The 26,973-nt window shown below is 68.9% G+C and carries 30 protein-coding genes and 1 pseudogene; 15 read left to right on the top strand and 16 right to left on the bottom strand.

The annotated features are described in order from the left end of the window. Window positions 1-39 precede the first annotated feature (39 nt). Window positions 40-981 (bottom strand): LysR family transcriptional regulator, encoded by a 942-nt coding sequence (locus tag ACTWQO_RS18700; protein ID WP_443238473.1) that lies wholly within the window; start codon window positions 979-981, stop codon window positions 40-42. Window positions 982-1,116: 135 nt separating this feature from the next. On the opposite strand from ACTWQO_RS18700, the gene ACTWQO_RS18705 reads away from it, so the two are divergent. The 4 genes from ACTWQO_RS18705 (at window position 1,117) to ACTWQO_RS18720 (ending at window position 3,741) form a co-directional block, all read left to right on the top strand. Beyond that, window positions 1,117-2,049, top strand: coding sequence for an NAD-dependent epimerase/dehydratase family protein (locus tag ACTWQO_RS18705; protein ID WP_443238474.1), 933 nt, complete (start codon window positions 1,117-1,119; stop codon window positions 2,047-2,049). 54 nt (window positions 2,050-2,103) lie between these two features. Further along, window positions 2,104-2,646, top strand: a complete 543-nt coding sequence (locus ACTWQO_RS18710; protein ID WP_443238475.1) for an NADPH-dependent F420 reductase — start codon at window positions 2,104-2,106, stop codon at window positions 2,644-2,646. Between the two features lie 68 nt (window positions 2,647-2,714). Next, window positions 2,715-3,209 (top strand): SRPBCC domain-containing protein, encoded by a 495-nt coding sequence (locus ACTWQO_RS18715; protein ID WP_443238476.1) that lies wholly within the window; start codon window positions 2,715-2,717, stop codon window positions 3,207-3,209. A gap of 28 nt (window positions 3,210-3,237) precedes the next feature. After that, window positions 3,238-3,741 carry an SRPBCC domain-containing protein gene (locus tag ACTWQO_RS18720; protein WP_443238477.1) on the top strand — a complete coding sequence of 168 codons (504 nt, stop codon included), beginning with the start codon at window positions 3,238-3,240 and terminating at the stop codon, window positions 3,739-3,741. A gap of 103 nt (window positions 3,742-3,844) precedes the next feature. Here the strand turns inward: ACTWQO_RS18720 and ACTWQO_RS18725 are convergent, their stop codons facing one another. Next, window positions 3,845-4,381 carry a dihydrofolate reductase family protein gene (locus ACTWQO_RS18725; RefSeq protein WP_443238478.1) on the bottom strand — a complete coding sequence of 179 codons (537 nt, stop codon included), beginning with the start codon at window positions 4,379-4,381 and terminating at the stop codon, window positions 3,845-3,847. Window positions 4,382-4,723: 342 nt separating this feature from the next. On the opposite strand from ACTWQO_RS18725, the pseudogene ACTWQO_RS18730 reads away from it, so the two are divergent. After that, window positions 4,724-4,905: pseudogene (locus ACTWQO_RS18730) on the top strand (ISAzo13-like element transposase-related protein); the annotation flags it as partial. A gap of 30 nt (window positions 4,906-4,935) precedes the next feature. Here ACTWQO_RS18730 and ACTWQO_RS18735 read toward each other — a convergent pair. Both ACTWQO_RS18735 and ACTWQO_RS18740 read right to left on the bottom strand, forming a co-directional pair. Further along, window positions 4,936-5,523, bottom strand: coding sequence for a DinB family protein (locus ACTWQO_RS18735; RefSeq protein WP_443238479.1), 588 nt, complete (start codon window positions 5,521-5,523; stop codon window positions 4,936-4,938). A gap of 74 nt (window positions 5,524-5,597) precedes the next feature. Then, window positions 5,598-5,990, bottom strand: a complete 393-nt coding sequence (locus ACTWQO_RS18740) for a winged helix-turn-helix transcriptional regulator (protein ID WP_443238480.1) — start codon at window positions 5,988-5,990, stop codon at window positions 5,598-5,600. A 106-nt stretch (window positions 5,991-6,096) separates the two neighbouring features. Here ACTWQO_RS18740 and ACTWQO_RS18745 point away from each other — a divergent pair, with 106 nt between their 5' ends. Further along, window positions 6,097-6,933: an enoyl-CoA hydratase/isomerase family protein gene (locus tag ACTWQO_RS18745; protein WP_443238481.1), complete on the top strand. Its 837-nt coding sequence runs from the start codon at window positions 6,097-6,099 to the stop codon at window positions 6,931-6,933. 323 nt (window positions 6,934-7,256) lie between these two features. Here the strand turns inward: ACTWQO_RS18745 and ACTWQO_RS18750 are convergent, their stop codons facing one another. Together ACTWQO_RS18750 and ACTWQO_RS18755 are read right to left on the bottom strand one after the other, a co-directional pair. After that, window positions 7,257-8,114 (bottom strand): class I SAM-dependent methyltransferase, encoded by an 858-nt coding sequence (locus ACTWQO_RS18750; RefSeq protein ID WP_443238482.1) that lies wholly within the window; start codon window positions 8,112-8,114, stop codon window positions 7,257-7,259. Window positions 8,115-8,243: 129 nt separating this feature from the next. Beyond that, window positions 8,244-8,849, bottom strand: a complete 606-nt coding sequence (locus tag ACTWQO_RS18755; RefSeq protein WP_443238483.1) for a helix-turn-helix domain-containing protein — start codon at window positions 8,847-8,849, stop codon at window positions 8,244-8,246. A 98-nt stretch (window positions 8,850-8,947) separates the two neighbouring features. On the opposite strand from ACTWQO_RS18755, the gene ACTWQO_RS18760 reads away from it, so the two are divergent. The 4 genes from ACTWQO_RS18760 (at window position 8,948) to ACTWQO_RS18775 (ending at window position 13,238) form a co-directional block, all read left to right on the top strand. After that, window positions 8,948-9,427, top strand: coding sequence for a hypothetical protein (locus ACTWQO_RS18760; protein WP_443238484.1), 480 nt, complete (start codon window positions 8,948-8,950; stop codon window positions 9,425-9,427). A 343-nt stretch (window positions 9,428-9,770) separates the two neighbouring features. Beyond that, window positions 9,771-11,378: an MFS transporter gene (locus tag ACTWQO_RS18765; protein WP_443238485.1), complete on the top strand. Its 1,608-nt coding sequence runs from the start codon at window positions 9,771-9,773 to the stop codon at window positions 11,376-11,378. A 142-nt stretch (window positions 11,379-11,520) separates the two neighbouring features. Then, complete coding sequence (locus tag ACTWQO_RS18770; RefSeq protein WP_443238486.1) at window positions 11,521-12,039, top strand: adenylate kinase; 519 nt, start codon at window positions 11,521-11,523, stop codon at window positions 12,037-12,039. A gap of 272 nt (window positions 12,040-12,311) precedes the next feature. Continuing rightward, on the top strand, window positions 12,312-13,238 hold the full coding sequence (locus ACTWQO_RS18775) for an alpha/beta hydrolase (RefSeq protein ID WP_443238521.1): 927 nt from the start codon (window positions 12,312-12,314) through the stop codon (window positions 13,236-13,238). A gap of 30 nt (window positions 13,239-13,268) precedes the next feature. Here ACTWQO_RS18775 and ACTWQO_RS18780 read toward each other — a convergent pair whose 3' ends face one another. The 10 genes from ACTWQO_RS18780 to ACTWQO_RS18825 form a co-directional block, all read right to left on the bottom strand. Beyond that, on the bottom strand, window positions 13,269-14,285 hold the full coding sequence (locus ACTWQO_RS18780) for an NADPH:quinone oxidoreductase family protein (RefSeq protein WP_443238487.1): 1,017 nt from the start codon (window positions 14,283-14,285) through the stop codon (window positions 13,269-13,271). A 47-nt stretch (window positions 14,286-14,332) separates the two neighbouring features. Next, window positions 14,333-14,698, bottom strand: a complete 366-nt coding sequence (locus ACTWQO_RS18785; RefSeq protein WP_443238488.1) for a MerR family transcriptional regulator — start codon at window positions 14,696-14,698, stop codon at window positions 14,333-14,335. A gap of 63 nt (window positions 14,699-14,761) precedes the next feature. Continuing rightward, window positions 14,762-15,601 (bottom strand): SDR family oxidoreductase, encoded by an 840-nt coding sequence (locus ACTWQO_RS18790; protein WP_443238489.1) that lies wholly within the window; start codon window positions 15,599-15,601, stop codon window positions 14,762-14,764. Continuing rightward, the gene (locus ACTWQO_RS18795) at window positions 15,570-16,808 is read right to left on the bottom strand and encodes an NAD(P)/FAD-dependent oxidoreductase (protein ID WP_443238490.1); all 1,239 of its coding nucleotides are present in this window, start codon (window positions 16,806-16,808) and stop codon (window positions 15,570-15,572) included. The genes ACTWQO_RS18790 and ACTWQO_RS18795 overlap by 32 nt, the downstream gene beginning before the upstream one ends. Beyond that, a complete protein-coding gene (locus ACTWQO_RS18800; RefSeq protein WP_443238491.1) occupies window positions 16,805-17,002 on the bottom strand; it encodes a ferredoxin in 198 nt (65 codons plus the stop codon). Before ACTWQO_RS18800 ends, ACTWQO_RS18795 begins: the two co-directional genes overlap by 4 nt. A 47-nt stretch (window positions 17,003-17,049) precedes the next feature. Beyond that, window positions 17,050-18,291, bottom strand: a complete 1,242-nt coding sequence (locus ACTWQO_RS18805; protein WP_443238492.1) for a cytochrome P450 — start codon at window positions 18,289-18,291, stop codon at window positions 17,050-17,052. Between the two features lie 291 nt (window positions 18,292-18,582). Continuing rightward, window positions 18,583-19,308 carry a response regulator transcription factor gene (locus tag ACTWQO_RS18810; RefSeq protein WP_443238522.1) on the bottom strand — a complete coding sequence of 242 codons (726 nt, stop codon included), beginning with the start codon at window positions 19,306-19,308 and terminating at the stop codon, window positions 18,583-18,585. A 23-nt stretch (window positions 19,309-19,331) separates the two neighbouring features. Next, window positions 19,332-19,838, bottom strand: a complete 507-nt coding sequence (locus ACTWQO_RS18815; RefSeq protein WP_443238493.1) for a MarR family winged helix-turn-helix transcriptional regulator — start codon at window positions 19,836-19,838, stop codon at window positions 19,332-19,334. Window positions 19,839-19,973: 135 nt separating this feature from the next. Further along, complete coding sequence (locus ACTWQO_RS18820; RefSeq protein ID WP_443238494.1) at window positions 19,974-20,624, bottom strand: TetR/AcrR family transcriptional regulator; 651 nt, start codon at window positions 20,622-20,624, stop codon at window positions 19,974-19,976. A gap of 158 nt (window positions 20,625-20,782) precedes the next feature. Next, a complete protein-coding gene (locus tag ACTWQO_RS18825) occupies window positions 20,783-21,472 on the bottom strand; it encodes a TetR/AcrR family transcriptional regulator (protein WP_443238495.1) in 690 nt (229 codons plus the stop codon). Between the two features lie 113 nt (window positions 21,473-21,585). Between ACTWQO_RS18825 and ACTWQO_RS18830 the strand changes: the two genes are divergently transcribed. The 5 genes from ACTWQO_RS18830 to ACTWQO_RS18850 all read left to right on the top strand — a co-directional run bounded on the left by ACTWQO_RS18830 (window position 21,586) and on the right by ACTWQO_RS18850 (window position 26,965). Further along, window positions 21,586-22,335 carry an SDR family oxidoreductase gene (locus tag ACTWQO_RS18830; RefSeq protein WP_443238496.1) on the top strand — a complete coding sequence of 250 codons (750 nt, stop codon included), beginning with the start codon at window positions 21,586-21,588 and terminating at the stop codon, window positions 22,333-22,335. An 82-nt stretch (window positions 22,336-22,417) separates the two neighbouring features. Next, window positions 22,418-23,320, top strand: coding sequence for an SDR family NAD(P)-dependent oxidoreductase (locus ACTWQO_RS18835; protein WP_443238497.1), 903 nt, complete (start codon window positions 22,418-22,420; stop codon window positions 23,318-23,320). Window positions 23,321-23,416: 96 nt separating this feature from the next. Then, window positions 23,417-24,379 (top strand): ATP-dependent DNA ligase, encoded by a 963-nt coding sequence (locus ACTWQO_RS18840; RefSeq protein WP_443238523.1) that lies wholly within the window; start codon window positions 23,417-23,419, stop codon window positions 24,377-24,379. A 146-nt stretch (window positions 24,380-24,525) separates the two neighbouring features. Further along, on the top strand, window positions 24,526-25,302 hold the full coding sequence (locus tag ACTWQO_RS18845; protein ID WP_443238498.1) for an NPP1 family protein: 777 nt from the start codon (window positions 24,526-24,528) through the stop codon (window positions 25,300-25,302). Between the two features lie 79 nt (window positions 25,303-25,381). Further along, window positions 25,382-26,965 (top strand): MGH1-like glycoside hydrolase domain-containing protein, encoded by a 1,584-nt coding sequence (locus ACTWQO_RS18850; protein WP_443238499.1) that lies wholly within the window; start codon window positions 25,382-25,384, stop codon window positions 26,963-26,965. Window positions 26,966-26,973: the final 8 nt, after the last annotated feature.

Genomic DNA, 26,973 nt, shown 5'->3' on the forward strand with positions numbered 1-26,973 from the left:
CAGACCTGGTCGTCCGCTGCGTGGGCTGCCCGGCGACGCTCAGGAGGACGGTCGTGGTGTCTCGGCCGGAGGACTGTCCTGTGCGAGCTGAGCCCGCACACCGCGAGGCACACGCATGCCGTGACTGCGCAGGTCGCCGATGAACCGTGCGACGAGCGGATCCGGTTCCCCGGACGTCACCGCCACCAGTTGCCTGACCCAGCGCGGAGAGAACGATCGCACGGCTCCCGGAAAGCCATCACTGACCGCACTCACAGGGCACACGGCGATTCCCAGACCGGCAGCCGCCAGCTGTGGTGCCGCCGCAGTAACCGACGTCCTCATCACCGTCTCCGGGTGGACTCCGGCGCGGGCGAACGCCTGGTCGAGCCAGGCGCTGAGGCCGTTGTCCGGCGCGAAGTGAACGAGCGGCGCACCGTCAAGATCCTCAAGGCGTACAGCCGACTGCTCGGCCAGCACGTGGCCGGTGGGTGCCGCCAGCACGATCTCCTCCTCGGCGACGGCGGTGATCGTGAAGCTGCCGGTCGAGGGAGCGGTCAGCACTGCCACGTCGACTTCGTCGGAGTCGACGAGGCCGAGTGCCTCGTCCATCGCCGTGGACTCGCGCAGCGTGATCGCGACCTCCGGGTAGCGGCGAAACCACCGGCGAATGACCGCAGCGAGCAGCGGCACCGTGAGGCTCTGCGCACAGGCCAACCGCAAGACCCCTCCGGCCGCTTGACCCGCCGCACGTGCCGACCTCACCGCAGAGGCGGCCGCTTCGATCGCTCGTCTGGCATCCGCGACGGCGGCACGCCCCGCAGGAGTGAGCTTGACCCCTCGGGGCTCGCGGCGAAGCAGGACCGTTCGGGTCTCGCGTTCCAACGAAGCGAGCTGATGAGAGACAGCGGGTTGCGACGAATGCAGCAGTTGTGCGGCCTGTGTGATCGACCCGGAGTCCGCGACCGCGACGAGGCACTCGAGTGCCCGAAGAGAAGCCATCCAAAAACTTTATCGCAGAGCTCCAAAGTATGAATGAAGCTGAGGGAAGACCTTGGGACCCCTGATCGCTCCAACCCACGACACCTTCTCGCGCAAGGCAGGCGAGAGGGCCGGCACAGAGCGAAGGAGAGGTTCATGGCACAGGCGTTCGTCACGGGCGGTTCGGGGTTCATCGGCCAGGTGCTGGTACGACGACTGCTCAACGAGGGGCACTCGGTCCGTGTTCTGGTCCGAAGCGAGGCATCGGCCGCAAAGGTCTCGGCGCTGGGCGCCAAGCCCGTGCGGGGCGAGTTGACCGACCCGACCACGTGGCGCGACGAGGTGACGGGCAGTGATGTGGTGTTCCACCTCGCTGCCGAGACGGACATCACCGCTGACCGTGAGCGTCATGAGCTAGTGACGGTTCATGGCACCCAGGCAGCCGTCGATGCGGCCCGCTCCGCGCAGGTTCCACGGTTCGTCCACTGCGGGACCGAAGCCGCGCTCCTCGCCGGCGACCCGCTCGTGGACGTCGATGAGACCGCACCGCTGCGGCCCGACTCGGAAGCCGCTTACAGCGCGGTGAAGGCCGTGGCCGAGAAGATCGTGCTCGACGCGCATACGCCGGACTTCGCCACGGTATCGATTCGCCCGAGGTTCGTCTGGGGTCCCGACAGCTTCCTCATCGAAGGCCTGGTGGCGGCGGCGAAGGCGGGACAGTTCGCCTGGATCGGCGGCGGCCGGCACACAACTGACATCACGTTCGTCGAGAACGCCGTCGAGGGATTCATGCTCGGATGGCAGCGCGGCCGACCAGGTCAGGCCTACTTCGTCACAGACCGGCACCGCGTCACGCTGCGCGAGTTCATGGAGACCCAGTTCGCGATCTATGGCGTCGATCTCCCGATCCCCGACCTGGACGCCGAGACCGCCGCCCGCCAGGTCCCCGTTCCCGCTCGATGGTTCCTCGGGCAGCAGTGCACCCTGCGGACGGACAAGGCGGTAGCCGAGCTCGGATACGAGCCCCTTGTTTCGTACGCCGCCGGTCTGGACGCCGTCAGGAACTCGGTGGCCGTCAGCCGCGCATAAAGCGTCATCCACGTTCAACGGCATACGTCAATTTCAACTCAAGGAAGCCACAGAATGAAGATCGTCACGATCGGAAGAGGAATGATCGGCGGAGGACTGGCCGCTCTATGGCGAGACGCAGGCCACGAGGTCACAGTTCTCGGCCGTGACGGCGGGGATGCCTCGGACGCGGACGCCGTCCTGGTTGCAGTACCCGGCGCAAAGATCTCGGACGCCCTGAGCAAGGCGACAGGGCTCAAGGGGAAGATCGCGATCGACGCGACCAACATCATGCCCGCGCGTCATGGCAACTTTCCGTCATACGCCGAGGAGGTGAAGTCCTTCACTCACGCCCCGGTAGCCAAGAGCTTCAACATGAACTTCGGAGCCCTGTACGGCGAAGTGCGCAGGCAGCGAGTGCGGCCGAGCAATTGGTACGTCGCGGACGAGGGCGCCCTTGACGTCACCGAGCAGCTCATCCGCGACGCCGGCTACGACCCAGTACGCGTAGGAGACCTCTCACGAGCCCGCGACTTCGAAAACGCGGTCTGGCTGCTCATGGGAATCCAGCCGGTCGGCGGCGTATTTTATCGGTTCGCCGTTCCCGGCGAACTCTGACCGAACTGGTTGGGCATTACATTCGAGGATATCCCTACGAGGGAGCCGTCCAATGTCTGGAGATTTCCGTGTTCGAAGCAATAGATTGGCCGGAGGGCCTGGCCCCCAGTCGCTCCCCGATCCACTTCACCAACGAGCTCGAGGTCGAAGCCTCCCCGGAAACGATCTGGTCCCTGCTCGTAGACCCCCAGACCTGGCCCACCTACTACCCAGGCGTCGAACATGTCCAGCTGCTTGACGGCCACGACTCGCTGCGCCTCGGAACTCGGTTCGAAACCAACCTGGCCGGTCAGGACATATTCGCATCCATACAGGAATTCCAGCCTGTGACGCGTATCGCCTGGGGTGGTTACCCCAAGGCGTCGGAAGCATCCAGGGCTTACCACGCTTGGATCATCACACCCACATCGAAGGGGAGCCACCTCTGGACCGAAGAGACGATGCAGGGCCCGCTCTGGATCGAATTGGCGAAGCAGGATCCTGAAGTCTTTTGGCGCACACACGAGAACCTTCTCGCGGCGCTCGCCGAGGTAGCGACTGAGCGCGAAAATCACTCCGGTTAACTCGTAGATACAGAAAGGAAACCAGCGGATGTACGACAAGGTGAATTGGCCCGAACGGCATGACCCGAAAAGTTCGCCTCTCTACGCACTCAACGATATCGACGTGAAGGCGCCGCCCGAGGTGGTATGGAGGCTGCTCATCGACGCCGAGAACTGGTCGAGCTATTTCCCTCCCGAAGATCACGTCAAGATCCTGAGCGGCGAGTCGGAACTGGTGCTCGGAACCAAGTACAGCCGAGTAACGGTCGGATTTCCCATGACTCTCAATGTGACGGAGTATGAGCCCTTCACCAGACTTTCGTGGGAGACGACAGTCGACGGCGACGAAACCGGTTCGAGCGCCTACCACGGCTGGGTCATCACGCCCACGGAACGTGGTTGCCACGTGCTGACCGAGGAAACGCAGCAGGGTCCTTTCTTCCTCGAGGAGCTCGGTCGTAAGCATCCCGGTGCGCTCTACCGCTATCACCAGGATTGGGTCGAACGCCTCGCCCATGCCGCAGAGTCGGAAGTGGCGAAGCGCGCGGCCTGACCCGCACAGATGGATGGGGGCGTGAGCGGGGCCCCAGAGCGAAGCTGGGACTGCGGGCAGGCTGGTCTGACAGCGGTATGCGGCCCCGCCCCGGGCCCTTTGGTCAGGCGGGTCGGTAAACGTGGGCGATGGCACCGCCACTGAACGCTGTCGTGCTGATCAGCCTCAGGTCCATCGGATCGGAGAACATCGGCAGGCCGCTGCCGAGTACGACCGGGTGAACCAGTAGCCGGTATTCATCGACGAGCCGCAGCCTCGACAGTGACCATGCGAAGCCGGCGCCGCCGTGGGCCAGGATGTCTTTTCCGGGCTGTTGTTTGAGGCGGGCGATCTCGGTGGCGAGGTCACCGTCGGCCACGCGTGAGTCGGCCCAGTCGGCCTCCTTTAGCCTCCGGGAGAAGACGACCTTGGGAATTTCGTTCATCGGGGCGGCGAAGACCTCGGTGGACGTCGGCCAGTGGGCGGCCATGCCGAGGTAAGCAGTCCGCCCCATGATGTGAGTGCCGGCCTGCCGGAGGGTCTCGGCCAGCCAGGCAGTCGCATCGTCGGTGAGACTGGGGAAGATCCAGTCGACGCTTCCACTGTCCGTTCCGACGAATCCGTCGACCGAGACGGATATCTTCAATACCAGCCTTCTCACGTCGAGCCTCCCTGTCCGTATGGCATCCATCGATACCTCTGGGGACTCTGGCCGTGGGAAGAACTCATCGCCCTGGACGCGGCACGAAACGGTGCAACTACAAGCCAAGCGATCAGGCTTCTGCTCGATGGGGCTTGGCGTGGGCAAGGCGCTAGGAGTCGGTGCCGGTCTCGATGATCGTGCCGTCTGAGGTCAGGCGGTCGACGATCTCCGCGCAGAGGCGGGCGGGCCTGCAGGAACCGGTGGAACCCCTGGAAGATCTGCTCGTACGCACGCCGGGTCGACATCTTGCGTCCCTTCACCGCGAGATCCCGGGCGACGAACGCGTCGACACACGCGGCCAGGCTCCGTCGTCCCGGTGGATGCCGGAAGCAGGCGACCGAGCTGGATCCGGGGCTGCGGCCCGCGCTGCTGACGTTGGTCGCGCCCGATGAGCGGGGCGATCCCCGATGTCGCCGCTGCGCTGGACAACGAAGTCGACCCGGAAGCTGGCAGCAGAGCTGACCCGGCAGGGCCACCGGGTCTGGCTCCGATCGTGATCGGAGAGACAGGACCTAAGCCTGGATTGGTGCGGCCGACCTGGCGGCCTGCTCGATCTTCGCGCAGTGGGCTGCACGGGCTTCCTCGTCGATCTGCTTCTCGTGTTCGGCGCGCAACCCGGTCCGGCCGTCGAGGCCCTCGCGCAGGATATCGGCGTGCCCGGCATGCCGGACGGACTCGCTGAGGACATGGACCATGATGGCGAACAGGTTCGTGTTGGGATAAGGCTCCGTCCACCACGGCACGTGGCCGGGGGCGTCGAGGGGAAGCTCGTTGATCGTCGCGTCCGAGTGTTCCCACGTGCGCTGGTAGAACCCGATGATCTGATCGCGGGTCTCGTCCTCGGTCGCCCACAGATCACTGCCGTTGGAGTGGTCCTGCCACCGGGGCAGCGGTTCCGGGGAAGGACGGTCGAAGACCTCGCCGAAGTACCTGGCCTCGACGTTGGCCACGTGTTTGACCAGGCCGAGGAGGTTGGTCCCGGTCGCTGTCAAAGGTCGGCGGGCGTCGTATTCGGACAAGCCGTCGAGTTTCCAGAGCAGCGCCTTGCGGTCCCGCCGCAGTCTCCCGTGCAGGTTGTCTTTCGCGAACTCATCGATCATGCGGCATGAGCCTGCCATGGGCTGCTCGTGGTCTCAAGATCCCGCACGTGGTCCGCAACGACGTGAGACGACCTTTATGTGTCAGCCCGGCTGTCGTACGCCCGCTGGCAGTTCTGGATTTCCTCGCTGTGCTCGACAGTCCAGCTGTAAAGATGCCCGAAAGGCTCGCGCAGGGACTCACCCAGCGCCGTGAGCGAGTACTCGACGCCGACCGGTGAGGTCGGCAGTACTTTCCGCTGGATCATGCCGTTCCGCTCAAGACGGCGCAGTGTCTGAGTGAGGACACGCTGCGTTACGCCTTCCAAGCGGCGCTTCAACTCGTTGAACCGCATGGGCCGCTCCAGAAGCGCCATGACCATCATCGACCACTTGTCTGCTATCTGGTCGAGGATCGGCCGACTGGGGCAGTCCGCCCGGAAGACGATGCGTGTTCCCGCGTCAACGCCGCGCGGGCCGGTATCCCTCATGATCCTTGGTTCTCCCAGAGTGCGTTCTTGACGGTCCCAGCGGCGTCGCCGACGGTAGGTATGCATTGCAAACCTACACGCCTATCGGTAACTGATGGAGAGCCTCTTGACCACCAATGTCTTCTCAACTCTGCACGTGAGCATCGAAGACGGCGTCGCCCGGATCGTCCTCGACAACCCGCCGGTGAACGTGCTCGACGCGACGATGATGCGCGAACTCCGCACGGCGCTGGACGCCTTGAGGGGCGATTCATCGGTCCGGGTGATCGTCTTCTCCAGCGCCGATCCGGAGTTCTTCCTCGCTCATGTGGACATGCGGATCGGGGAGAGGATGGACGTTCTGGAGCAGCTCGCTGCGTCGGCGCCGGCGGACGTCAACGTGTTCCAGGCCGTAGGCGAACTCCTCCGCCACCAGCCCCAGGTGACCATCGTGAAGCTCGCCGGGAAGGCCCGCGGAGGCGGGGCGGAATTCGTAGCCGCGGCGGACATGGCATTCGCCGCTGCCGAGATCGCCGGAATCGGCCAGATCGAAGCGCTCATGGGCATCGTCCCCGGCGGAGGCGGAACGCAGTACCTCCGTGACCGCGTGGGCCGCAACCGTGCACTGGAGGTGGTGCTCACCGCAGACCTGTTCGATGCCGAGACCGCAGCGTCTTACGGCTGGATCAACCGGGCTCTGCCGGCCGACCAACTCGATGAGTACGTCGACCGTATCGCCCGCAATATCGCTGCCCTGCCCGATGGTGTCATCGAAGCGGCCAAGCGCGCATTGCCTGCCGAGCCCATGAAGGACGGACTCCTCCGCGAGAACGAGGCGTGGGCTACTCAGATTGCTTTGCCTGCTGTTCAGCAATTGATGGGCCGAGGACTGCGCAACGGGGCGCAGACACCCTCAGGTGAACGCGACCTCGAGGAACTGATGCGCTGTGCCATGCGCCGATGAGCCCAACCAGTAGTTGGTGCGATCCGTCAGCTTCCGGCGTCGCGAGCAGATGAGCGCGCATTCGAGAGTGAGGAGGGCTTCGTGGATTAAACCAGCGCAGATGGGCGGACGAACGGCGATGACTTCGAGTCCCACGCGCAGCACGGCGATGAAGACGAAGCACGGAGTGCGGGAATTCGTCGCAGGCCCCGCCTCCGGGGGCGGCAGCACCCCCGGGCACGTCGCACTTGGGGCAGTCCGTGCGCCCCACACGTCCGAGGGGCCGTAACGCGCCCCTCGGACAAACCCGGCCGGCACCGGCGAACCCCGTCGCGGATGGCGTGTCAGTTGCGGCGCGCGGCCCAGACGGTGCGCTCGGTGCGTACCGCGAGGTCGTCGCGGTGCAGGATGCTGTGCGGGCTGCTGGTGTCGAGCAGTCGGTCGAGCGCGGCGAGGTCTTCCGCCGCGAGCTCCGCGGCGGCGGCGCTGCGGATGCGCTGCAGTGCGCCGAGGGCGTAGCGGCCGATCGCCGTGTCGCGGGACCCGTCGATGTCGACTGCGAGGGTGAGGTCGCCTTCGACGGTGAATCCGGCGGCATTCAGCATGGGACCCCAGTCGGCGCCCCGGTGAGGTACGTGCTCGGCATGGAAGCGGTCGGTCACGGCGTGGGCGCGCTCTTCCAGTCCCGGTCGGTCTTCGGGTGCGGTTTCGGGCAGGAAGCGGGGGAGGCCGGCCAGCTCGACGACGGCGAACAGGCCGCCGGGTGCGAGCAGGTCGTGGACGGTGCGCAGGGTGTGGTCGGGGTCGGCCATGTGGTGCATCGAGGCCGATGCCCACACCAGGTCGGGCGTACCGAGGTCGGGCCAGGTGACGTCGTCGAGGTCGGCCTGCACGGCACGTACGCGGTCGTCCACACCGCGGGCGCACGCCTTCTCCCACAGCCGCCGCAGGTGTCCGGGCGAGGCGTCGACGGCTATGACGTGCGCCTCGGGGAAGCGGTCGAGGAGCGCGAAGGTGCCCGCTCCCGTGCCGGAAGCCAGGTCCAGGATTTGGCGCGGGTGGGTCTTCAGGGGCAGCCACTCGGTGATGGCAGCGATGTGCTCGGCGAGGACTTCCGCGTCCAGGTCGAGGATCTCCGCCTGCCCGCTGTCGGCGCCGCGTTGCTGCTGGTGGTCATGGTGGGAGGTGTGCGTTTGGGGCATACCGCGACAGTAAGCCGCTCATGCGATTTCAGCATGCTTCCTTGCGGAATAGGCAAGACAATGGCCTTACATACTGCCGGGCGCGCAAGGTGCACCCCGTGCGAGGGCGGGCCGACGGCGCCGTTGTGGCTACGGGCCGGCGCCTTGCGCGTCGCTGTCGCCGTTCTCGCGCTGATCGTCCGTCTCGCGATGTCCTCGGCGGGCGTCGCGGTCGAAGATGCCCATGATCTCGCAGGGCCCGCTCTCGGCGCCGATGGCGTGCGGCATCATCGTCGGGAACTCCGCGGCCTGGTTGGTCTCGATGCGGAAGCGGCGGTGGCCCAGCATCAGGATCGCGGTGCCGGACAGTACGACGAGCCACTCCCGGCCTGCGTGGGCGCGCATCTTGGAGGGATTGTCGGGCGGCGGCTCGGTCATCCGCTGACGCATGACGCTCATGGCCGGGTCACCCTTCATCGGCCAGCTCAGACCGTGGGCACCGTGGATCATGGGGCTGATGACGACATTGTCGGCGGCGTTCTCGACGAGCTGATCGAGGGTGGTGTCCAGGGCGCGGGCCAGGGTGACGAGCTGGTCCAGCGCTAGGCGGCGCCGACCGTTCTCAATGCGGCTCAGCGAGGACTGGCTGAGGTGGGCGCGGGCGGCCAGTTCCTCCAGGGACAAGCCCTGTGCGACCCGCAGAGCGCGGATGCGTTTGCGTACGAGGCTGTCCAGCGCACCATCTTCTTGCGTCATAGGCAACATGGTATGCCCTTGATGCAATCCGGGCTTAACGTCAAAGGCAGATGGCCCGGACGGGCCGAGGCCGCGCACGACAGAAAGGGTGCGAGGAGATGTCCGTGCAGACTTTCGCGCACACGAGCGACGCACCGCCCCACGAAGCCGTGGACGCCGTCGTGATCGACAGCGGCATGCCCCGCAAGGCACCGGCCGAGGCCATGCACGGCTTCATCGTGCTGGACGGTACGCAGCCCACCGAGATCCTGAAGCGCTGCCGAGAGCAGGTGCGTCAGTACTGCGGCTGGGTCGTCTTCAGCGAGGTGGCCTCGGCCGAGCCTGCCGCTCCGTCGGCCGACGGGGATCTGCGTTTCACCATCGCCCCGACCCACGGCCGGACCATCACGGCACTCCGTGTGCTGGTGGCCACCGGCCTGCGGGACATGCTGCCCGACGTTCCCGGGCTCGCGGAACACCGGGACACCGCGCCGTGCACCGCCCGTACTGCCACGGTTGGGAGGTACGCGACGAGCCCATCGGGATCCTCGCCGCCGGCCCCGCATCCATCCACCACGCCCTGCTCTTCCGCCAACTGACCGACGACCTCGTCTACTTCACCCGCAATACCGCACTCGCCGCGGACGCCCGGGGCATCCGCATCGTCGACATCCCCGTGGAAGAGATCGTGAAGGCCGATGACGGCGGTGTCGCGGGCGTGCTCCTGGCCGACAGACCTGATCACCCAGGCCGGCGCCCTGGCCGCATCCCACATCCACGCCCTGCTCGCCACGGCCGACACCGACGCGGCCCTCGCCACAGCCCGGAGCGGACCGCCACCCCCTGACATCCGCAGCGCGCACTGCTGCTCCTTCCATCCGCATTCCGGCGTCCGAGCGGGGTCCGATGCCGAGCTCCCCCATGCCCTTTTGAGAGGAATTCATGAGTACGAACCAGCCCGCGCAGAGGACCGCCGCCGTAGCCGACGGCGAGGGCGGTGCACCGGACGCGCGTCAGCTGCGCACCATCCTGATCGCAGTCTCCATCGCGCTGATGGCCGTCATCGCGTCGGTGTCCGGGCTGAACGTCGCCCAGACCCACATGGCCGTCGAGTTCGGGGCCTCACAGAACACGGTTCTGTGGATCATCAACATCTACACCCTGGCCCTGGCCGCACTGCTGCTGCCGCTCGGCGCGATCGGTGACCGCCTGGGCCGCAAGCCCATGCTGATCGCCGGACTTGGCATCTTCGGTGTCGCAAACGTCCTGGCGGGCCTGGCCCCGACCGCCGAGATCATGATCGCGGCCCGTGTGGCCGGCGGTGTCGGCGCAGCGATGATCATGCCGATCACCCTTGCCGTCATCACCTCCACCTTTCCCGAGGAGCAGCGCGGCAAGGCGATCGGCGTATGGACGGGCGTCGCCGGAGGCGGCGGAATCCTGGGCATGTTCCTCTCCGCCCTGCTGGTCGATGTCGCGGACTGGCGCTGGCTGTTCGTGCTGCCGGTGGCCCTGGTCGTCGTGGCCCTGGGCATGACGCTGAAGTCGGTGCCCAACTCCCGTGAGCGCTCGGTCCATTCCTTCGACACCGTCGGCGCGATGGTCTCCACCGTCGCCGTCATCGGCCTCATCTTCGTCCTGCAGGAAGGGCCCGAGCGCGGCTGGACCGCTCCCGTCACGCTGGTCAGCCTCGCCGTCGGCCTTTTCGCCGGCATCGGCTTCGTGGCCTGGGAGCTGCACCGCCGAGACGCATCGCTGCTGGACGTACGCCTGTTCCGGGAGCGTGGTCTGGCCGGTGGCTCGATCACGCTGCTGGTGGTCTTCGGTGTCCAAGCGGGCATCGCCGTAGTCCTGTTCCCGTTCTTCCAGGCGGTGCTCGGCTGGTCGGGTCTGCTGTCGACGGTGGCGCTGATGCCCATGGCCGTCATGATGATGATGGCCTCCGGCCTGGCCCCCAAGATGGCCGCCCGCATCGGCGCACGGTCGACCATGGCCATGGGCATCGCCCTGGCCGGTGTGGGCCTCGTGCTGATGGCGCTGTTCGTCTCCGTGGACGGCGGCTACCTGACCATCCTGCCGGGCATGCTCGCCATGGGCATCGGCATGGGCCTGTCCATGACGCCTTCCACCGAGGCCATCACCAGCTCGCTGCCGCGTGAGAAGCAGGGCGTCGCCTCCGCACTCAACGACATCACCCGCGAATTCGGCACCGCGCTGGGCGTCGCCATGCTGGGTGCACTCCTGTCCGCCGGCTATCGCGGCGCGATCGACGACCGGCTGCACGGCGTCCCCCAGGGGACCGCGGACACCGCCCGCGAAGGCATCGCCAACGCCGTCGAGGTCTCGGGCAGCAGCGGCTCGCACGCGCAGCAGATCGTCCAGGCCGCCCAGCAGTCCTTCGTCGACGGCTGGCAGCAGGCGATGTGGGCAGGCGTCGCGGTCATGGGCGCGCTGTTCGTCTACATCGCCCTGCGCGGCCCGAAGAACCCCGCCCCCGTGGCGGTGGACGAGTTCGAGGCCAAGGTCGCCGAGACGATCGTCGCCCGGTGATCGCGTAGGAAACACAGGCCGGCTTGAACCGAGGGTCTCTTGGATCCACGGCAGGGCGGCGGCGGGCATCGTCTGCCGCCGCCCTGCCCCAACTCAGCGGCGCAGGAGCGTTCCTCCCAGGGCGCCGGGATAGGGTGCACCCGTGGAACGGATCTTGGTAGCGGGTGTCACCGGTGCGGGCAAATCGACGCTCGCCCACAGCGTGAGCAGTCGTCTGGGCCTGCCCTACCACGAGATGGACGCGTTGTACTTCAACGGCCCCGGCTGGGCCACCAACAGCCAGTTGACCGAAGACGTATCGAGGCTCACCGCCGAGCCTCGCTGGATCATCGACTCTCTCGGCTATCCGGAAGTCCGTGACCTGCTCTGGGACCGGGCCGACACCGTGATTTGGCTGGACTATTCCAAACGCGTCATCATGCCCCGCGTACTGCGCCGGTCCTTCCGGCGCACCGTCACACGCGAGGTCCTCTTCGGCGGCAACAGGGAAACCTGGACGGGCTGGCTGAGCCGGGAACACCCGGCCTGGTGGGCCTGGTCCCAACACGGCGCCCGCCGCCGCGAAGTCGAGCACCGTGTCCACGATCCCCGCTTCGCCCCTCTCGACACCCTCCGCTTCGGCCACCCCAATGACACGGCGGCCTGGCTGGCATCCCTCTGACCCGGCGGGCAGGCAGCTGGGGCCGGCCAGAAGTCGCTGCTGTCCAGGGCAGCCCCGACGCCACAACCCACGCGACTCTCACTCTCAACTACGGCTGAAACTCTGCCGTTTTGCCGAACTTCAGCTGCCCGTTGTAGTGACCCCTGCCCCAGCCGTCCGTACGCTCCCCGGTGGTACCGATCCGTAGCCGGTCGGTTCGCTGGGAGTGGAGGCTCACCGTGCACCCTCGCCATACCCGTCTGTTGATCTGGACAGCCCTGGTCACCTTGGTCATGGCGGTCCTGCCGGGGACCGCGACAGCGGCCGTCGGCGGCAAGGGCGGAGGTGGCGCCCGGGTCGTGGCGCAGGAGAAGGTCGGGCCGCGCCTGATCGACCTGACTGTTTCGTCGCCCGCTCTGGGGCGTACCGCCAAGGTGCGTCTGCTGACCCCGGACGGCTGGGACGAGCGGCGCAAGCACCAGCGCTGGCCGGTGCTTTTCCTGCTCCACGGCTGCTGCGACACGTATGACAGCTGGACCCGCGAAACCGATGTCGCGTCACTGCCGCAGCTGCGCAACACACTGGTCGTCATGCCCGAGGGCGGACCGGCCGGGTGGTACAGCGACTGGTGGAACCACGGCAACGGCGGTTCGCCGGCCTGGGAGACCTTCCACCTGCGCGAGCTGCGCCCGCTGCTGGAGCACGGCTACGGTGCGGGCCACCGCCGGGTGATCGCCGGGCTGTCCATGGGCGGCCTCGGCTCTCTGCTCTACGCCGCGCACCACCCCGGCATGTTCCGCGCAGCGGCGAGCTACAGCGGTGTGGTGCATCCCCTGTACGGCGACTTCCCGTCCGGCCTGATGGACTTGTTGACGGAGTTCGGCGAGGACCCGCTCGCCCTGTGGGGCGACCCGGTGGCCCAGCGCGCCATCTGGGAGGCGCACGACCCGTACTACCTCGCGAACCGGCTGCGTTCGATCCCTGTCTTCCTGTCGAGCGGCGACGGCACCGCCGGCCCGTTCGACCCGCCCGGCGCCCACGACGACCTCGAGGCACTGCTCAACGACATGAACCACGCTGTCGCCGGCCGGCTGAAGGCCGCCGGAGTGCGGCTCACCACTGACTTCTACGGACCCGGCACCCACGACTGGCCCTACTGGGAGCGCGAACTGCACCGCTCCCTGCCGCTTCTGCTCCACGCCCTCCAGCCGGGCCGCTGACTGAGCTGCTCCGTGAATCACTGGCGGTTCTCAGCGCCAGGGATCGAGGGCGTGCTTGCCAAGGGTCTGGCCCGCTTCGAGTTGCTGCAGCACCGCGGGCCCCTCGGCCAGGGGATGAACCTGGGGGGTGCCAGGCGGGTACATGCCTTGGGCGATGAGTGCCTCGAGTTCGACGAGCAACGATCGATAGATGGACGGGGCCGCGACCGCCAGCGCGCCGATGTGCAGGCCCTTGATTTGGACCTGGTGGGTGAAGACCAGGTCGTGCGTGCTGAGGCCGGCGTCACCGGAAGCGGCGCCGAACACGACGAGGCGACCGGTGAAGGGCTTGGTGACCGACAGGCTGACGTCGAACGTGGCACGTCCCACCGATTCAAGGACCAGGTCAACACCGCCGGCCAGACGGGTGATCGCCTCGGCCAGAGCTGGGTGTGCGCGGTCCAGGACCTCGTCGGCGCCGAGCGCTCGGACGGTGTCGTGCTTGGCTGGTGACGCCGTGGCGATCACGCGCGCACCGTAGTGGCGGGCGAGGCGGACAGCGGCCTGCCCCACGCCTCCGGCCGCGGCATGAATGAGCACCACGTCACCTGACGTGATCTCGCCCAACGGCTTCAGCGCCGCCAAGGCGGTCGCCCAGTTCAGCACCAGGCCGAGGACTTCGGCGTCGCTCCAGCCGGAAGGGACGGGAAGCACACCCGCAGCCGGCATCGTCATGTACTGCGCGAAGGCGCCCGGTCCCGTGCCGACGACGCGGGTGCCGAGTGGGAGCGGGCTCTCGATTCCCGGGCCGACCTCCACAATCTCGCCGGCGGCTTCGAAACCCGCCACGTAGGGCGTCTGCGGACCTCCTCCGTAGGTGCCGTGGGTCTGCATGACATCCGCGAAGTTGACCCCCGCCGCGCCCACTCGGATCAGGTACTCTCCGGACCCTGGGGAGGGGCGGCGATGCTCAGTCGTGAGGGTCAGATCCCTCGGTCCTCGGCACGACCTCTGGACCAGTGCCCGTACCGTCTGCTCAGCAGTGCGTCGCTGCTCGTCGATCTCCATGCACGGGACCGTAGAAGCCTCACACCGACGTCAAGGTCAAGTCGCGGTCATCGATCAGTCCGGCGAGCCTCTCGCAAGTAGGCGTCGAGAGCCGCCCGCTGATCGCTGAGACTGACGATGCGTGCGGCGAGCCGATCACGATACCTCTGCACCTCCCGCAGGAATTCCGCGCACACCACCTCCACGTCAGCGTCAGCTTCGGCAGTGAGGCGGGGCAGGACTTCCTTGATCAACCGCACGGGCAGCCCGGACTCCAGCAGTGAGCGGATGACGCTGACCCGGTCGATGGTGGACCGGCAGTAGTCCCGGTACCCATTGCCGCATCGACCAGGAACGATCAAGCCCTCGTCCTCGTAGTGGCGCAAAGACCTGGCACTCACGCCGCTGACTCGGGACGCTTCGCTGATCTTCATGCCCGTACAACGTCTGGGCGTTCCGCGATCTTCCGGCGCTCAGCGATCCGACGAAGCGAATGGTCACGTCATGCGGTGTCTGCGGATCCACGCGGCCTGGCCGCCGTCGACGAGCAGGTCGGTGCCGTTGACGTACAGCGAGTCCGGGCCGGTGAGGTAGGCCACCGCGGAGGCGATCTCCTGGGGTGTCCCGGACCGGCCCGCGCCGCAGGCCTCCAGCAGCTTGAGCATGTCCGCACCGGATGCCGACTCGGCCTCGGCCTTCGCCATCGCGGTGGAGATCACCCCGGGGCTGACGGAGTTCACGCGTGCACCACGCCGGCTCCAGGCGAGGGCGGCGGCCTCGACCCGTACGTGGTTGGCCCGTTTGGAGAGGATGTACGCCTTGATCCCGTCGTCTCCGACGGTGGTGAGGAAGTCAAGTGCGAGGAGTTCCTCCGCGGGCGCCGTCGCCAGCACGGACTCCTGCTCCTGGCTGAGCGAGGCGTAGTGGCCGGCCATGCTGGAGACGCACACCATCGCTGTGCCCCGGACGGCCAAAGGCTCGAAGGCGTCCAGCACATGGGCCGTGCCCACCATGTTCACCTCGAGGATCGTGCGGACCGAGGCCGTCGCCGCGGAGACGCCGGCGGTGTGTACGACCGCCGTCAACCGCCCGGCGTCGGCGGCGGCTTCAGCGAGCCGTTGGACCGACGCCCGGTCGCACACGTCGACGACCATGCCCTCGACCTCGTACCCTTCGGCGCGCAACGCGTCGACGGCGCGGTCGAGTTGGTCGGGTGAGGCCTCGGCGAGGAACACGACGCGGCCGCTGCCGAGTCGGCGTGCGACCGCCGTCCCCATGCCGCCCGCGCCGGTGACGACCACGACGTCACGATGCTCTCCGAGTGGGGATCCCTCCATGGACGGACTCCTTCAGTTCCGTTGAGGCGGACGCCTCGGTGGGTACGGTTTCGTGCCACTCGGCACCGGATGCGATCGCCTGCCGCCACTGCCGGACGGCCCGGGGCGGCATACCGAGCGCGAGCACGCCGGACACGCGGTCACCGGTGCGGTACACGGCCAGGAACCGGCGTTCCGCCAAGTCGCCGTCCACCACGGCGACTTCGTCATGACCGCGCAGGAACCCGTACGCCTGGACCTTCATGTCGTACTGGTCGGACCAGAAGTACGGCACCGGCGCGAACGGCTTGCGCGCCTCGCCCGAAGAGGCGCGGAGCAGGTTGCGCGCGGCTGCCATGCCCTGTTCGGCGGCGTTCGTACGGTGCTCGATCCGCATCGACGTTCCGAACAGCGGGTTGTACCAGCGGGCGACGTCACCGGCCGCGTACACGTTCTGCGCGGCCTCGCAGTACTCGTCGCAGACCACGCCGTCGCCCACGGTCAGCCCACTGCCGTCCAGCCACTCCGTATTGGGCAGCGAGCCGATCGCCACCAACACCTCGTCGGCGTCGACCAGTTCACCGCCGTCGAGCCGCACCCCGTCCTCGGTCACCTCCGTGACCCGCACTCCGCAGCGCAGGTCCACGCCACGGTCGCGGTGGGCGTGCGACAGGACCTGCCCGATCTCGGTGCCGACGGCGTGCGCCAGGGGCACCGGGGCGGGTTCCAGCAGGGTCACCCGGGCGCCGAGACGCCAGGCGACGGCGGCGGCCTCCGCGCCGAGGAAGCCCGCGCCGACCACGACCAGCCGACGCCCGGGCCCGAGCCGCTCCCGCAGCGTGAGGGCGTCGTCCAGGGTCCGCAGGACATGCGCGCCCTCGCCGGGCAGTCGCCGCGGCCGTACTCCGGTGGCGATGACCAGACCGTCGTACGACACTTCGGAGCCGTCGGCCAAGTGCACGGTGTGCTCGGCGAGTTCGAGTCGGATCGCCTCCGTGCCGAGGCGCAGGTCGAGGCCCAGGGCGGCCAGGTCGCCCGCGGTACGCAGATCCAGCCGTCCGGCGTCCCACTCCGAGCTCAGCAGCTGCTTGGACAGCGGCGGGCGGTCGTACGGCAGATGCGGTTCGTCGCCGACGAGGGTGATCGTGCCGTCGTAGCCCTCGCGGCGGAGCGTCTCGGCCGCCGCGAGCCCGGCGGCCGAGGCGCCGACGACGAGGATCCGGTTCACTGCTCCACCAGTCGGATGGCGGCGGCCGGGCAGATCGCGACGGCTTCCCGCACTTCGTCGAGCAGTTCCTCACCGGGTTGCTCGGCCAGGAGGATGGCGACACCGTCGTCGTCCCGCTGGTCGAAGACGTCGGGGGCGGCCATGACGCACTGGCCCGAGGCCACGCACTTCGGTTCGTCGAGTTCCACTCGCATGGTTGCTTCCTTCGTTCGTGGGGGTGTTGCGCTGTACTGGACGTCGGTCACCAGGCCACAGGCAGACACTTGACGCCGTATGTAGTCCCGGTGTGGTCGAAGGCGAGCTGCTCGATCGGGGCGGCCAGGCGCAGGGTGGGGACACGGCGGTAGAGGGTGCCGTAGACGACCTGGAGTTCGAGGCGGGCGAGGTTCTGCCCCAGGCACTGGTGGGGTCCGTAGCCGAAGGCCTGGTGCTGGCGGGCGGCGCGGGTGATGTCGAGCCGCTCGGCCTCGGGGAACGCCTCGGGGTCCCAGTTGGCGGCGTGCAGGTCGAAGATCATGCCCTCGCCCTTGCGGATGACCTGGTCGCCGATCTCGATGTCCGCCTTGGCGACCCGGCGTACTCCGGTCTGCACGATGGACAGGTAGCGCAGCAGCTCGTCCACCGCGCCCCCGATCACCTTCGGGTCGTCGGTGTCCCGGAGCAGGGCGAGCTGGTCGGGGCTCTCCAGCAGCGCGAGCGTGCCGAGACTGATCATCGTGGCCGTGGTCTCGTGCCCGGCGATCAGCATGGCGACGCCCATGTGGACGGCCTCGGCGTGGGTCATCTCGCCCGCCTTGACCTTGCCCCCCATCTCGGACAGCACATCGTCGGCGGGGTTCTCCAGCTTCTGCTTGAGCAGATCGTCCAGGTACCTGCTCAGCGCACCGCTCGCCTGCCGCACCTCGGCCGGGTCCGCCGAGCCGTCCAGGACGAGGCTGCTGCTGCGCTGGAAGAAGTCGTGGTCCTGGTACGGCACTCCGAGCAGCTCGGCGATCACCAGCGAGGGCAGGGGCAGCGCCACCGCGGTGAGCAGGTCGGCGGGGTTCGGCCCCTCCAGCATGGCGTCGATGAGGTCGTCGACGATCTTCTGGATGTACGGCCGCATGGCCCCGATCCGCTTGACGATGAACGGGGCGTTGACCGAGCGGCGCAGCCGGGTGTGCTCGGGCGCGTCGGTGTTGGTGATGAGCCGCGGGGTGTGGGGGGCGATGTCCGCCCGGTGCGCGTTGACGTAGGGGAAACCGGGGTCGAGGTCGTCGTCGCTGACCCAAGGGTCGGTGAGCAGGGTGCGCTGATCCGCGTGCCGGGTGATCAGCCACGGGGTCGTGCCGTTCCAGATCCGCACCCTGCTGATCGGTTGCGCCTCCCGGATCGGATGCACGGCCGGCGGCGGCGCGAGGGGGCACCGGGCGTCGCGCTGCATGGGGTAGTCCGGTGTCTCCGGGGCCGTGTCGGACGGGGCTCCGGTCAGAGTGTCGGCCATGGCTCTCCTCGGTGGTGGGGGCTCCGTGGGAGGCGGAGCGCCGGGATCAAGTCGTCGAGGCCTCGATGAGCACATGCAAACAGGCCGGGCTGACGCCTTCCGGTCAGTTCCCTGACAGAAGCCTGACGTGACCCGGATCACATCTCGTTGAACATCCAACTCACCCACTGTGCAAGGAAGTTGACAGGACCGGCGCCCTTCGGGCCACGGCGATACAGGCGGTGCCGCACGATGGCGACACCAGCCACACAGGGCGCCTGCCTGCGCCACCCGATTTGCTCTCGGAGCCCGTCAGGCTCCACCCTCCTCGCCGCCCAGCCAGTAGCCGAAGCCCCGCCTGGTGTGGATCAGGACGGGGGCGTCGCGGTCCACCTTGCGCCTCAGCCGTGAGACGAGTTGCTCGATGGCGTTGTCGCCGCGGAAGTCGCCCCAGACGTAACGGCCGATCTGCTCCTTGGTCAGCACCCGGTGCTCGTTGACCAGGAGGTAGCGCAGGAGCCGGTACTCCGCGGGCGTGAGGTCGAGCGCGCGAGTCCCGCGCCGCGCCTGGCACAGCGTGTCGTCCAGGGACAGGTCCTGGTGGCGGAGGGCGCCGTCGCGGGCCCGCGCTGGGCCGGTGCCGCGCAGCAGGACCCGGGCGCGGGCGAGGACTTCGGCCACCCGGAAGGGCTTGGTGACGTAGTCCCGCTCCCCCAGGCCGAGTTCGGGCAGGAGGTTGTCGAGGGTGTCGTACGCCGTCAGGAACAGGACCGGCGGCACGTGCTCGGCGGGCGGTCTGTGTTCCCGGCCGAGGCCCGGCACGTCGGGCAGGGTCGCGTCGAAGACCACCAGGTCGAACCGGCTCTCCAGGACCCGGGCGAGCGCGGTGGCCCCGCTGTCGGCCACGCTGGTGCGGTAGCCCGCCAAGGTGAGGGTGGTCGACAGGAGTTCGGTGGTGTCGGGTTCGCCGGCGGCGATCAGAACGTGCTGACCGGACCCTCGGGCGAGTGCCGGTTTCTGACTGGTGCCTTCATCGATGGACACGTCAGGGCCCCTGTCCGTCAGTCCCCGGGAATGCGGGGCGCCTGGCCCTCATCGGCGGCGTACGCGAGGAGGGCGTCGACCATCCGCCCGAAGAGCAGGGCCAGTTGCCGCAGTTCCTCACGCGACCAGTCGGCGAGGGCGAGTTGCATGCCGCGTGTGCCGATGTCATGGATGCGGGCGACGGCGTCCATACCGAGGGGCGTCGGCCGCACGCGCAGGGCGCGCCCGTCGTCCGGGTCGGGGACGCGCTCGACATGACCGGATCTCTCCAACTGCCGCACCTGCCGGGTGACATGGGATGCCTCCACGGCGAGCAGCTGGGCCAGCTGCCCCAGCCGCAGCGGCTCCGCATCGGCCAGCCTGCGCAGCAGTGCCACCGCCGCCCGGTCGAGCGGCACGCCGGCCAGCGCCGTCAGCACGGCATGCCGCCGGGCACTGGCGTTCAGGTACGCGACGCGGGTGAGGGCCCGCTCGATCTCGACCGCTTCCGGTGACGGGGCGACCGTCGGCGATAAGGGCGACACGCCGAGCACCTACCCTTCTACTTGCCTAGCTCAAGCATTCCATCCCCCCATTGCTTGACTCAAGTAACGCACACCTGCTTGCCTTACTCAAGTAGAAGACCTGTGTACGCGCCGCGCCGGCGGTCCGGGGGACGGTCAGGGGCTCGGTGTCACGGGAGCCAGCCAGATGCCGACGACCGCGTCCGTCAGCCCGGTCGCGGCGTCGCTCCAATTGGCCCTCGGGGTGGGAGCGTTCTCGGCGAGCGCACGCTCCCGTTCGGCGGAGACATGCAGGATCAGATGGCGTGCCATGTCGCCGCGTTCGGCGCGTACCTCGGCCGGCAGTTCGGGCAGACAGCGCCGCAGGCCGTCGACGGTCTGCCGCAGCGTGGGCGAGCTGAGCGACTCCTCGATCATGATCTCGTACAGCGTGGGGTCGGTCATCACCTGGGCGCAGAAGCGGGCGTACCAGGTGGGGCTGCCCAGGGCCGCGAGATGTTCGGGCACGGGGCGCACCAGGCAGTCCACCCAGTCGCGTACGTCGGTGGAGTCGCCGATCCCGGCCAGCAGCCGGGACCGGATCTCCTCTATGCGCCCGTCGTGCTTGCGGACGATGGCGCGGATCAGGTCGGCCTTGGTGCCGAAGTGGTAGCCCACGGCGGCGTTGTTGCCCTGCCCGGCGGCCTCGCTGACCTGACGGTTGGACACCGCGTACACGCCACGCTCGGCGAACAGCCGCTCGGCCGCGGTCAGGATCAGCTCCCGGGTCGCGTTGACCTGTTCCGCACGTACCGCCCTGCCTGCCATGATCACCACTTCGCCGGGACTTCCCTCAGCCCTCCGACGGCCAGCCCCTCGAGCCGCCGCAGGTCCGCCGCGTCGACGGCGAGTTCCAAGGACGGAAGCCTACGCAACCGCACGTCGACGACGGTTTACAGCGCCGTGCGGGCCGGACCGGTGACGCGTCACTTCGCGGAGAGTTTCTCCAGCCACTGCTGAAGCAGCGCCGCCTCCGCCGGGGTCAGTTCCTGTGGCTGTTCGGCCCGCAAGCGGGCTGCGAGTGTGGCAGCCGCGACGGGCACGGCTCCGTCCTCACGGCGTACGGCCGAGTCGCCCGGGCGGGTCAGCGCGTCGATCACGGAGTCGCGCAACCGGGCCGAGAACTGTGGATCGGGGTACTGCTCGGGGCGGGTGAGCATCGACAGGGCGGCTCCGACGTTGGCCGACATGATCACCCGGGTCGCGAGGGCGGGCGGGACGGTCAGCCGTCCGGCCGCCGCGCAGCGTTCCAGGATGCCGTGCAGCAGGTCGTGCGCCTCCTTGGCCGCGGTGGGCGGTGCGGTGAGTTCGGGTGAGTACATCAGGCGGTAGTGGTTGGGGTGGTCCAGCGCGAACCGCATGTGGTTGTCCCAGCCGCTCCGCAGGTCGGCGACCGGGTCGTCGCTGGGGCGGGCCGCCCGCTTGGACGCGAGGTACTGCTCGAATCCCCGGTCGACCACCGCGGACAGCAGCCCGGCCTTGTCGCCGAAGAGCCGGTAGAGCATCGGCGCACCCACTCCGGCCGCGTCGCACACGGCCCGCGTCGAGATATCGGCGATCGGTGCGGCGGCGAGCAGTTCGGCAGCCGCTTCCAGGATCTTTTCCCTCGCGTCCATGCGTTCACAGTACGCCATTCGTAGCGCCGATACGAGTTGGGGGTTACCGACGCTACGAGACTGTGTTATCGTCGATACGTAATCGACGTAGCAGTGCTACGAAAGGATCGATCATGACCACTCCGCAGCAGACAGACCAGCGCGTCGCGATCGTCACCGGCGCCTCGCGCGGCATCGGACGGCAGGTCGCCCAGCAGCTCGCCGCCGACGGATTCGCCGTCGTCGTCGGGTATGCGGGCAACAAGGGCGCCGCCGAGGAGGCCGTGCGCGGCATCGAGGCCGCCGGGGGCACCGCTGTCGCCGCCCGCGCGGACGTCGCCGACGAGGCCGAGGTCGCCGCCATGTTCGACCTGGCGGAAGCCACGTACGGCGGCGTCGACGCGGTCGTGCACGCGGCCGGCCGGATGGCCCTCTCCCCCGTCGCGGAGCTCGACCTCGACGAGCTGGACGCCCAGTACCGCACCAACGTCCGCGGCGCCTTCGTCGTCGACCAGCAGGCCGCGCGCCGGCTGCGTCCGGGCGGCGCCCTCGTCAACTTCTCGACCTCGGTCGTCGGACTGCTCTTCCCCGGCTACGGCGCCTACGCCTCCGGCAAGGCCGCGGTCGAGACCCTCACCCGGATCCTGGCCAGGGAGCTGCGCGGCCGTGACGTGACCGTCAACGCCGTCGCCCCCGGCCCCACCGCCACCGACCTGTTCCTCGACGGCAAGGACGAGGAGACCATCGCCCGCCTCGCCGCGCAGCCCCCACTGGAGCGCCTGGGCACACCCCAGGACATCGCCTCCGTCGTGTCCTTCCTGGTCAGCCCGGCCGGCCACTGGGTCAACGGACAGGTGCTGCGCGCCAACGGCGGCATCGTCTGACCCCTGCCGCCGTTTGCGCCGCCCAAGACCTTTGCCCTTTTCCCCCGGCCCTTCCTCACCTTTCACAGCCCAAGGACCCGTCATGAACGACAGCAAGGTAGTCCTCGTCACCGGCGCCTCCAGCGGCTTCGGCGCCCTCACCGTCCGCGCGCTCGCCCGTGGCGGCCACACCGTCTACGCGGGCATGCGCGCCCTCGGCACCCGCAACGCCCGGGCCGCCGCGGACCTCGCCGCCCATGCCGCCGAACACGGCGTCGACCTGCGGGCCGTGGAGCTGGACGTGGCCAGTCAGGACAGCGCGGACGCGGCCGTCGCTCGCGTCATCGAGGAGCAGGGCCGTCTCGACACCCTGGTCCACAACGCGGGCCACATGGTGCTGGGCCCGGCCGAGGCCTTCACCCCCGAGCAGCTCGCCGAGGTGTACGACACCAACGTGCTCGGCACCCAGCGCGTCAACCGGGCCGCGCTGCCCCACCTGCGTGGCCAGGGCGAGGGGCACCTCGTGTGGATCGGCTCCTCCAGCACCCGCGGCGGCTGCCCGCCCTTCCTCGCCCCCTACTTCGCGGCCAAGGCGGCCATGGAGGCGCTGGCCGTCAGCTACGCGGGCGAGCTCATACGGTTCGGGGTGGACACGACGATCGTGGTCCCCGGCGCCTTCACCTCCGGCACGAACCACTTCGCGCACGCCGGCTCCCCCGCCGACGCCGACCGGGCCGCCGCCTACGACGCCCGCTACAAGGCGCTGATGGACGACGTCAACATACGGCTCGCCGGGCTGATCCCACCGGACGCGGACGTCTCGGAGGTCGCCGACGCCGTCGTACGGGCCGTCGAACTGCCCGCGGGGCGACGGCCGTTCCGGGTTCATGTCGATCCCAGCCGCGATGGCAGCGAGGTGGTCTCCGCGGTGGCCGACCGGATCCGGGCGGAGTTCTTCCACCGGGTGGGCCTCGCCGACCTGCTGACGCCCGCGAGCAGTCTGTAGGCAGCGCCGTTCAGGGGAAACCGGCGGGCGGGACGAGTGGCGGCGGGCGAGTCCGTCGACAACTGAGCCGTGACCACCCTGCCGCTGATCCCGCCCATGCTCGCCACGCCGGGCACCCTGCCACCCTCCGCTCAGGACGCCCGCTGGGCCTACGAGACCAAGCAGGACGGGCAGCGTGTGGTGGTCTATCTCGCCGGGGACGGCAGCGTGGTGCTGCGTGCGCGGTCCGGGGAGGAGATCACCGGCGCCTACCCCGAACTGCGGCCGCTGGGCGGGGCGCTCGGCGTCACGCCGGCGGTGCTGGACGGGGAGATCCTGGCGCTGGACGGACAAGGCCGAGCAGACTTCCAGCTGCTCCAGTCCCGGATGGGCCTGGCACACGCGCCCGCCCGCGCGGCCCGTCTCGCGGCTCGAAGCCCGGTCCATCTCGTGCTGTTCGACGTGATGCACCTGGGAGGGCGCTCCCTGCTCCCTCTCTCCTATGCCCGGCGGCGCGGGGAGTTGGAGGCGCTGGGCCTGGAGGGACCGTTCTGGTCGACGCCCGCCGCGCTGGTCGGCCATGGCGAGCAGGCCCTGCGGGCCACACGCGAGCACGGCCTGGAGGGGCTGGTCTGCAAGCGGCTCGACTCGGTGTACGAGCCCGGGGTGCGCTCCCGGTTCTGGGTCAAGATCCGGAACATGCGCAGTGCGGACGTCGTCGTCGGCGGCTGGGTGCCCGGCAAGGGCCGGCTCCTGACCTCGGGCCTGCCCGGCGCCGTCCTGGTCGGCCAGCGGGCCGCGGGCCGGCTGCGTTACGTCGGCAATGTGGGCACGGGCTGGAGCGAGCCCGAGCGGGAGCAGCTCGCCGGGCTGCTGCGGGCCACCGCATCGGACGTCTGCCCCTTCGACCCCGTCCCGCAGGTGGCCGGCGCGCGCTGGGTCCAGCCCCGGCTGGTCGGCGAGGTCCGCTACAGCACCCGCACCAGGGCGGGGATGCTGCGCCAGCCGTCCTGGCTCCGGCTCAGGCCGGATCTCACACCGGAGGAGTCGGCGGCGGACCTACCGGACGAACCTGTGTGACACGGCGTCACCTCTTCCCATCTATTGGGCTGCGCTTCACCATTGGGACGCCTGCGACCTCTTGGCCGGAAGGGAGGGGTCCGGGATGCTGAACTCCCCATTCCCCCACAGCCGTTGGGCTGCGCCCGAACCAAGAGGAGGACGCAGTGTCGTCGAAGAAGTCCGCCATACACCGCCGGAGATGGCTCACCGGCCTGGGCGGTGCCATCGCTCTCGTCGTTGCCATCCCCACCACCGCCTTCGCGGCTCCCCCCACAGCGCTGCCCGCCAACGCGGAGTCGGCCGAGCAGACGTATCAGCCCGCGTTCGACTACGACACGGACGGCTGCTACTCCACGCCGGCCATCGGCCCCGATGGCACCCTCAATGGCGGCCTGAACCCGACCGGTGCCCTGAACGGCAGCTGCCGGGACGCCTCGGACCTGAACAACACCAACGGGTACTCGCGCTACAAGTGCAACAACGGCTGGTGCGCCTACATGTACGGCTTGTACTTCGAGAAGGACCAGGCCGTCGCGGGCAGCAGCATCGGCGGGCACCGGCACGACTGGGAGCACGTCGTGGTGTGGGTGCAGAACAACGCGGTGCAGTACGTGTCGACGTCGAACCACGGCTCGTTCACCGTCAGCGCCGCCTCATCGGTCCGCTTCGACGGCACGCACGCGAAGATCGTCTACCACAAGGACGGCATCAGCACGCACTGCTTCCGCCTGGCGAACTCGAACGACGAGCCGCCGGAGAACCACGAGGGCACCTGGCAGTACCCGCCGCTGGTCGGCTGGAACGGCTACCCCTCGGGCGTCCGCGACAAGCTCGTCGCGGCCAACTGGGGCAGCGCCAACTTCGGCCTGAAGGACGGCAACTTCAACTCCCATCTGGCCTCGGCCAAGCCGTCCGGAATCTCGTTCGACCCCAACGCCTGATCCCGGCACCGTTCATCGGCACGCTCGTTCTCCAGGCTCCCGGAGCCACCCCGGCTCCGGGAGTCCGGGAGGACGGCACATGGCGGTCGACGAGCGGCAGCGGATCTCACGGCGGCGTTTCCTGGCCGCGCTGGGAACGGCCGGTTACGGCGCCGCCCCCGTGCGTGCGCGGGCCGCGGCCGTGGGGAACGGGTACACCATGCCCTCCCTCGTCTTCGAAGACCCGGCCACCCAGCGGCGGCTCGGCGCCCTGTACGCGCAGGCGCTGACGGACCTGGCCGGCGCGCACACCGTCCCCGCCGACCCGTCGGTGTACGACAGGGCCGGACTGCTCGGCTATCCGCCCGGCACCGTCGTACGGGCCGGTGGCGGGTATCCCGCGCCGCAGCGGTGGACCCGGGACGCGGCCGTCAACGCGTGGCACGCGGTGAGCCTGCTGGCGCCGGACGTCGGACGCAACACGCTGTGGTCGGTCGTCGAGCGCGGTCCGGACGGGCTGATCGTCCAGCAGGACAACCAGTGGTGGGACCAGATCGTGTGGGTCCCGGCCGCCTGGCACCACTACCTCGTCACCGGCGACCGAGCCTTCCTCGCCAGGGCGTACGAGACATCCGTCAACACCCTCGCCGCGCGCCGGGCGCGTGACGTCGACGCCTCCCACGGCCTGTTCCGGGGGCCCGGCTTCATGAACGACGGGATCTCCGGTTACCCGGACCCGCCCGCGTCGGACCGCGTCCGCTCCTCGTTCGTCCTCGACCATCCGGGCACCGACCGGCTGATGTGCCTGTCGACCAACAGCCTCTACTTCGGCGCCCAGTCAGACCTGGCCGCCATGGCGGACGTACTCGGAAAACCGGATCGGGCGGCGTCCTTGCGTGCGGATGCCGCGGAGCTGCGCCGGGCCGTCGACCGGCATCTGTGGCGGCCCGAAGCCGGGACGTACGCCTACCTCCTCCATGCCAACGGGCAGACGGACACGTCGCAGGAAGGCGCCGGGCTCGCACTGGCCCTTGCCCTCGGTGTCGCGGACCGCGGCCAGGCACGCCAGGTCCTGGACACCACCCACTGGCAGCCGCACGGCATCGTCAACGTCTGGCCGCACTTCCCGCGTTTCGACGACACCAGACCCGGGCGGCACAACGTCATGGTCTGGCCGATGGTGCACGGCCTGTACGGGCAGGCCGCCGCCGGCGCGGGCCGCACCGAGCAGTTCGCACGCGCGGTGGACCTGCTCGCCGGCCTCTTCTCCGGCACCGGTTTCCACGAGCTGTACGACTCCGTGAGCGGGGCCGTCGACGGCGGCTGGCAGACCGGCGGGAGCGGACGCGCCGAGCACTTCGTGTCGCAGCCCGATCAGACCTGGTCGGCGACGGCGTATGTGCGGCTGCTGCACGAGGGCTTGTTCGGGCTGACGTTCACCGAGGACGCGCTTCGGCTGCGCCCCTGTCTGCCCGAGGGGTGGGGTCCGGTGAGCCTGCACGGGCTGCGCTACCGGGGCATGACGCTCGACATCTCCCTGACCGGGTCGGGCAGCCGGGTGCGGTCCTGCACGGTCGACGGACGCGGCGGCGAACCCGTGGTGTCCGCGGACGGGACGGGGCATCACACGGTCGAGTTCGTGCTCGACGGCGATCTGCTGGAGCCCGGCGAGCACTCCTCGTGACAGTGGAC

Origin of the sequence: Streptomyces sp. 4N124 (assembly GCF_052245395.1) — a bacterium.
Lineage (GTDB): Bacteria > Actinomycetota > Actinomycetes > Streptomycetales > Streptomycetaceae > Streptomyces.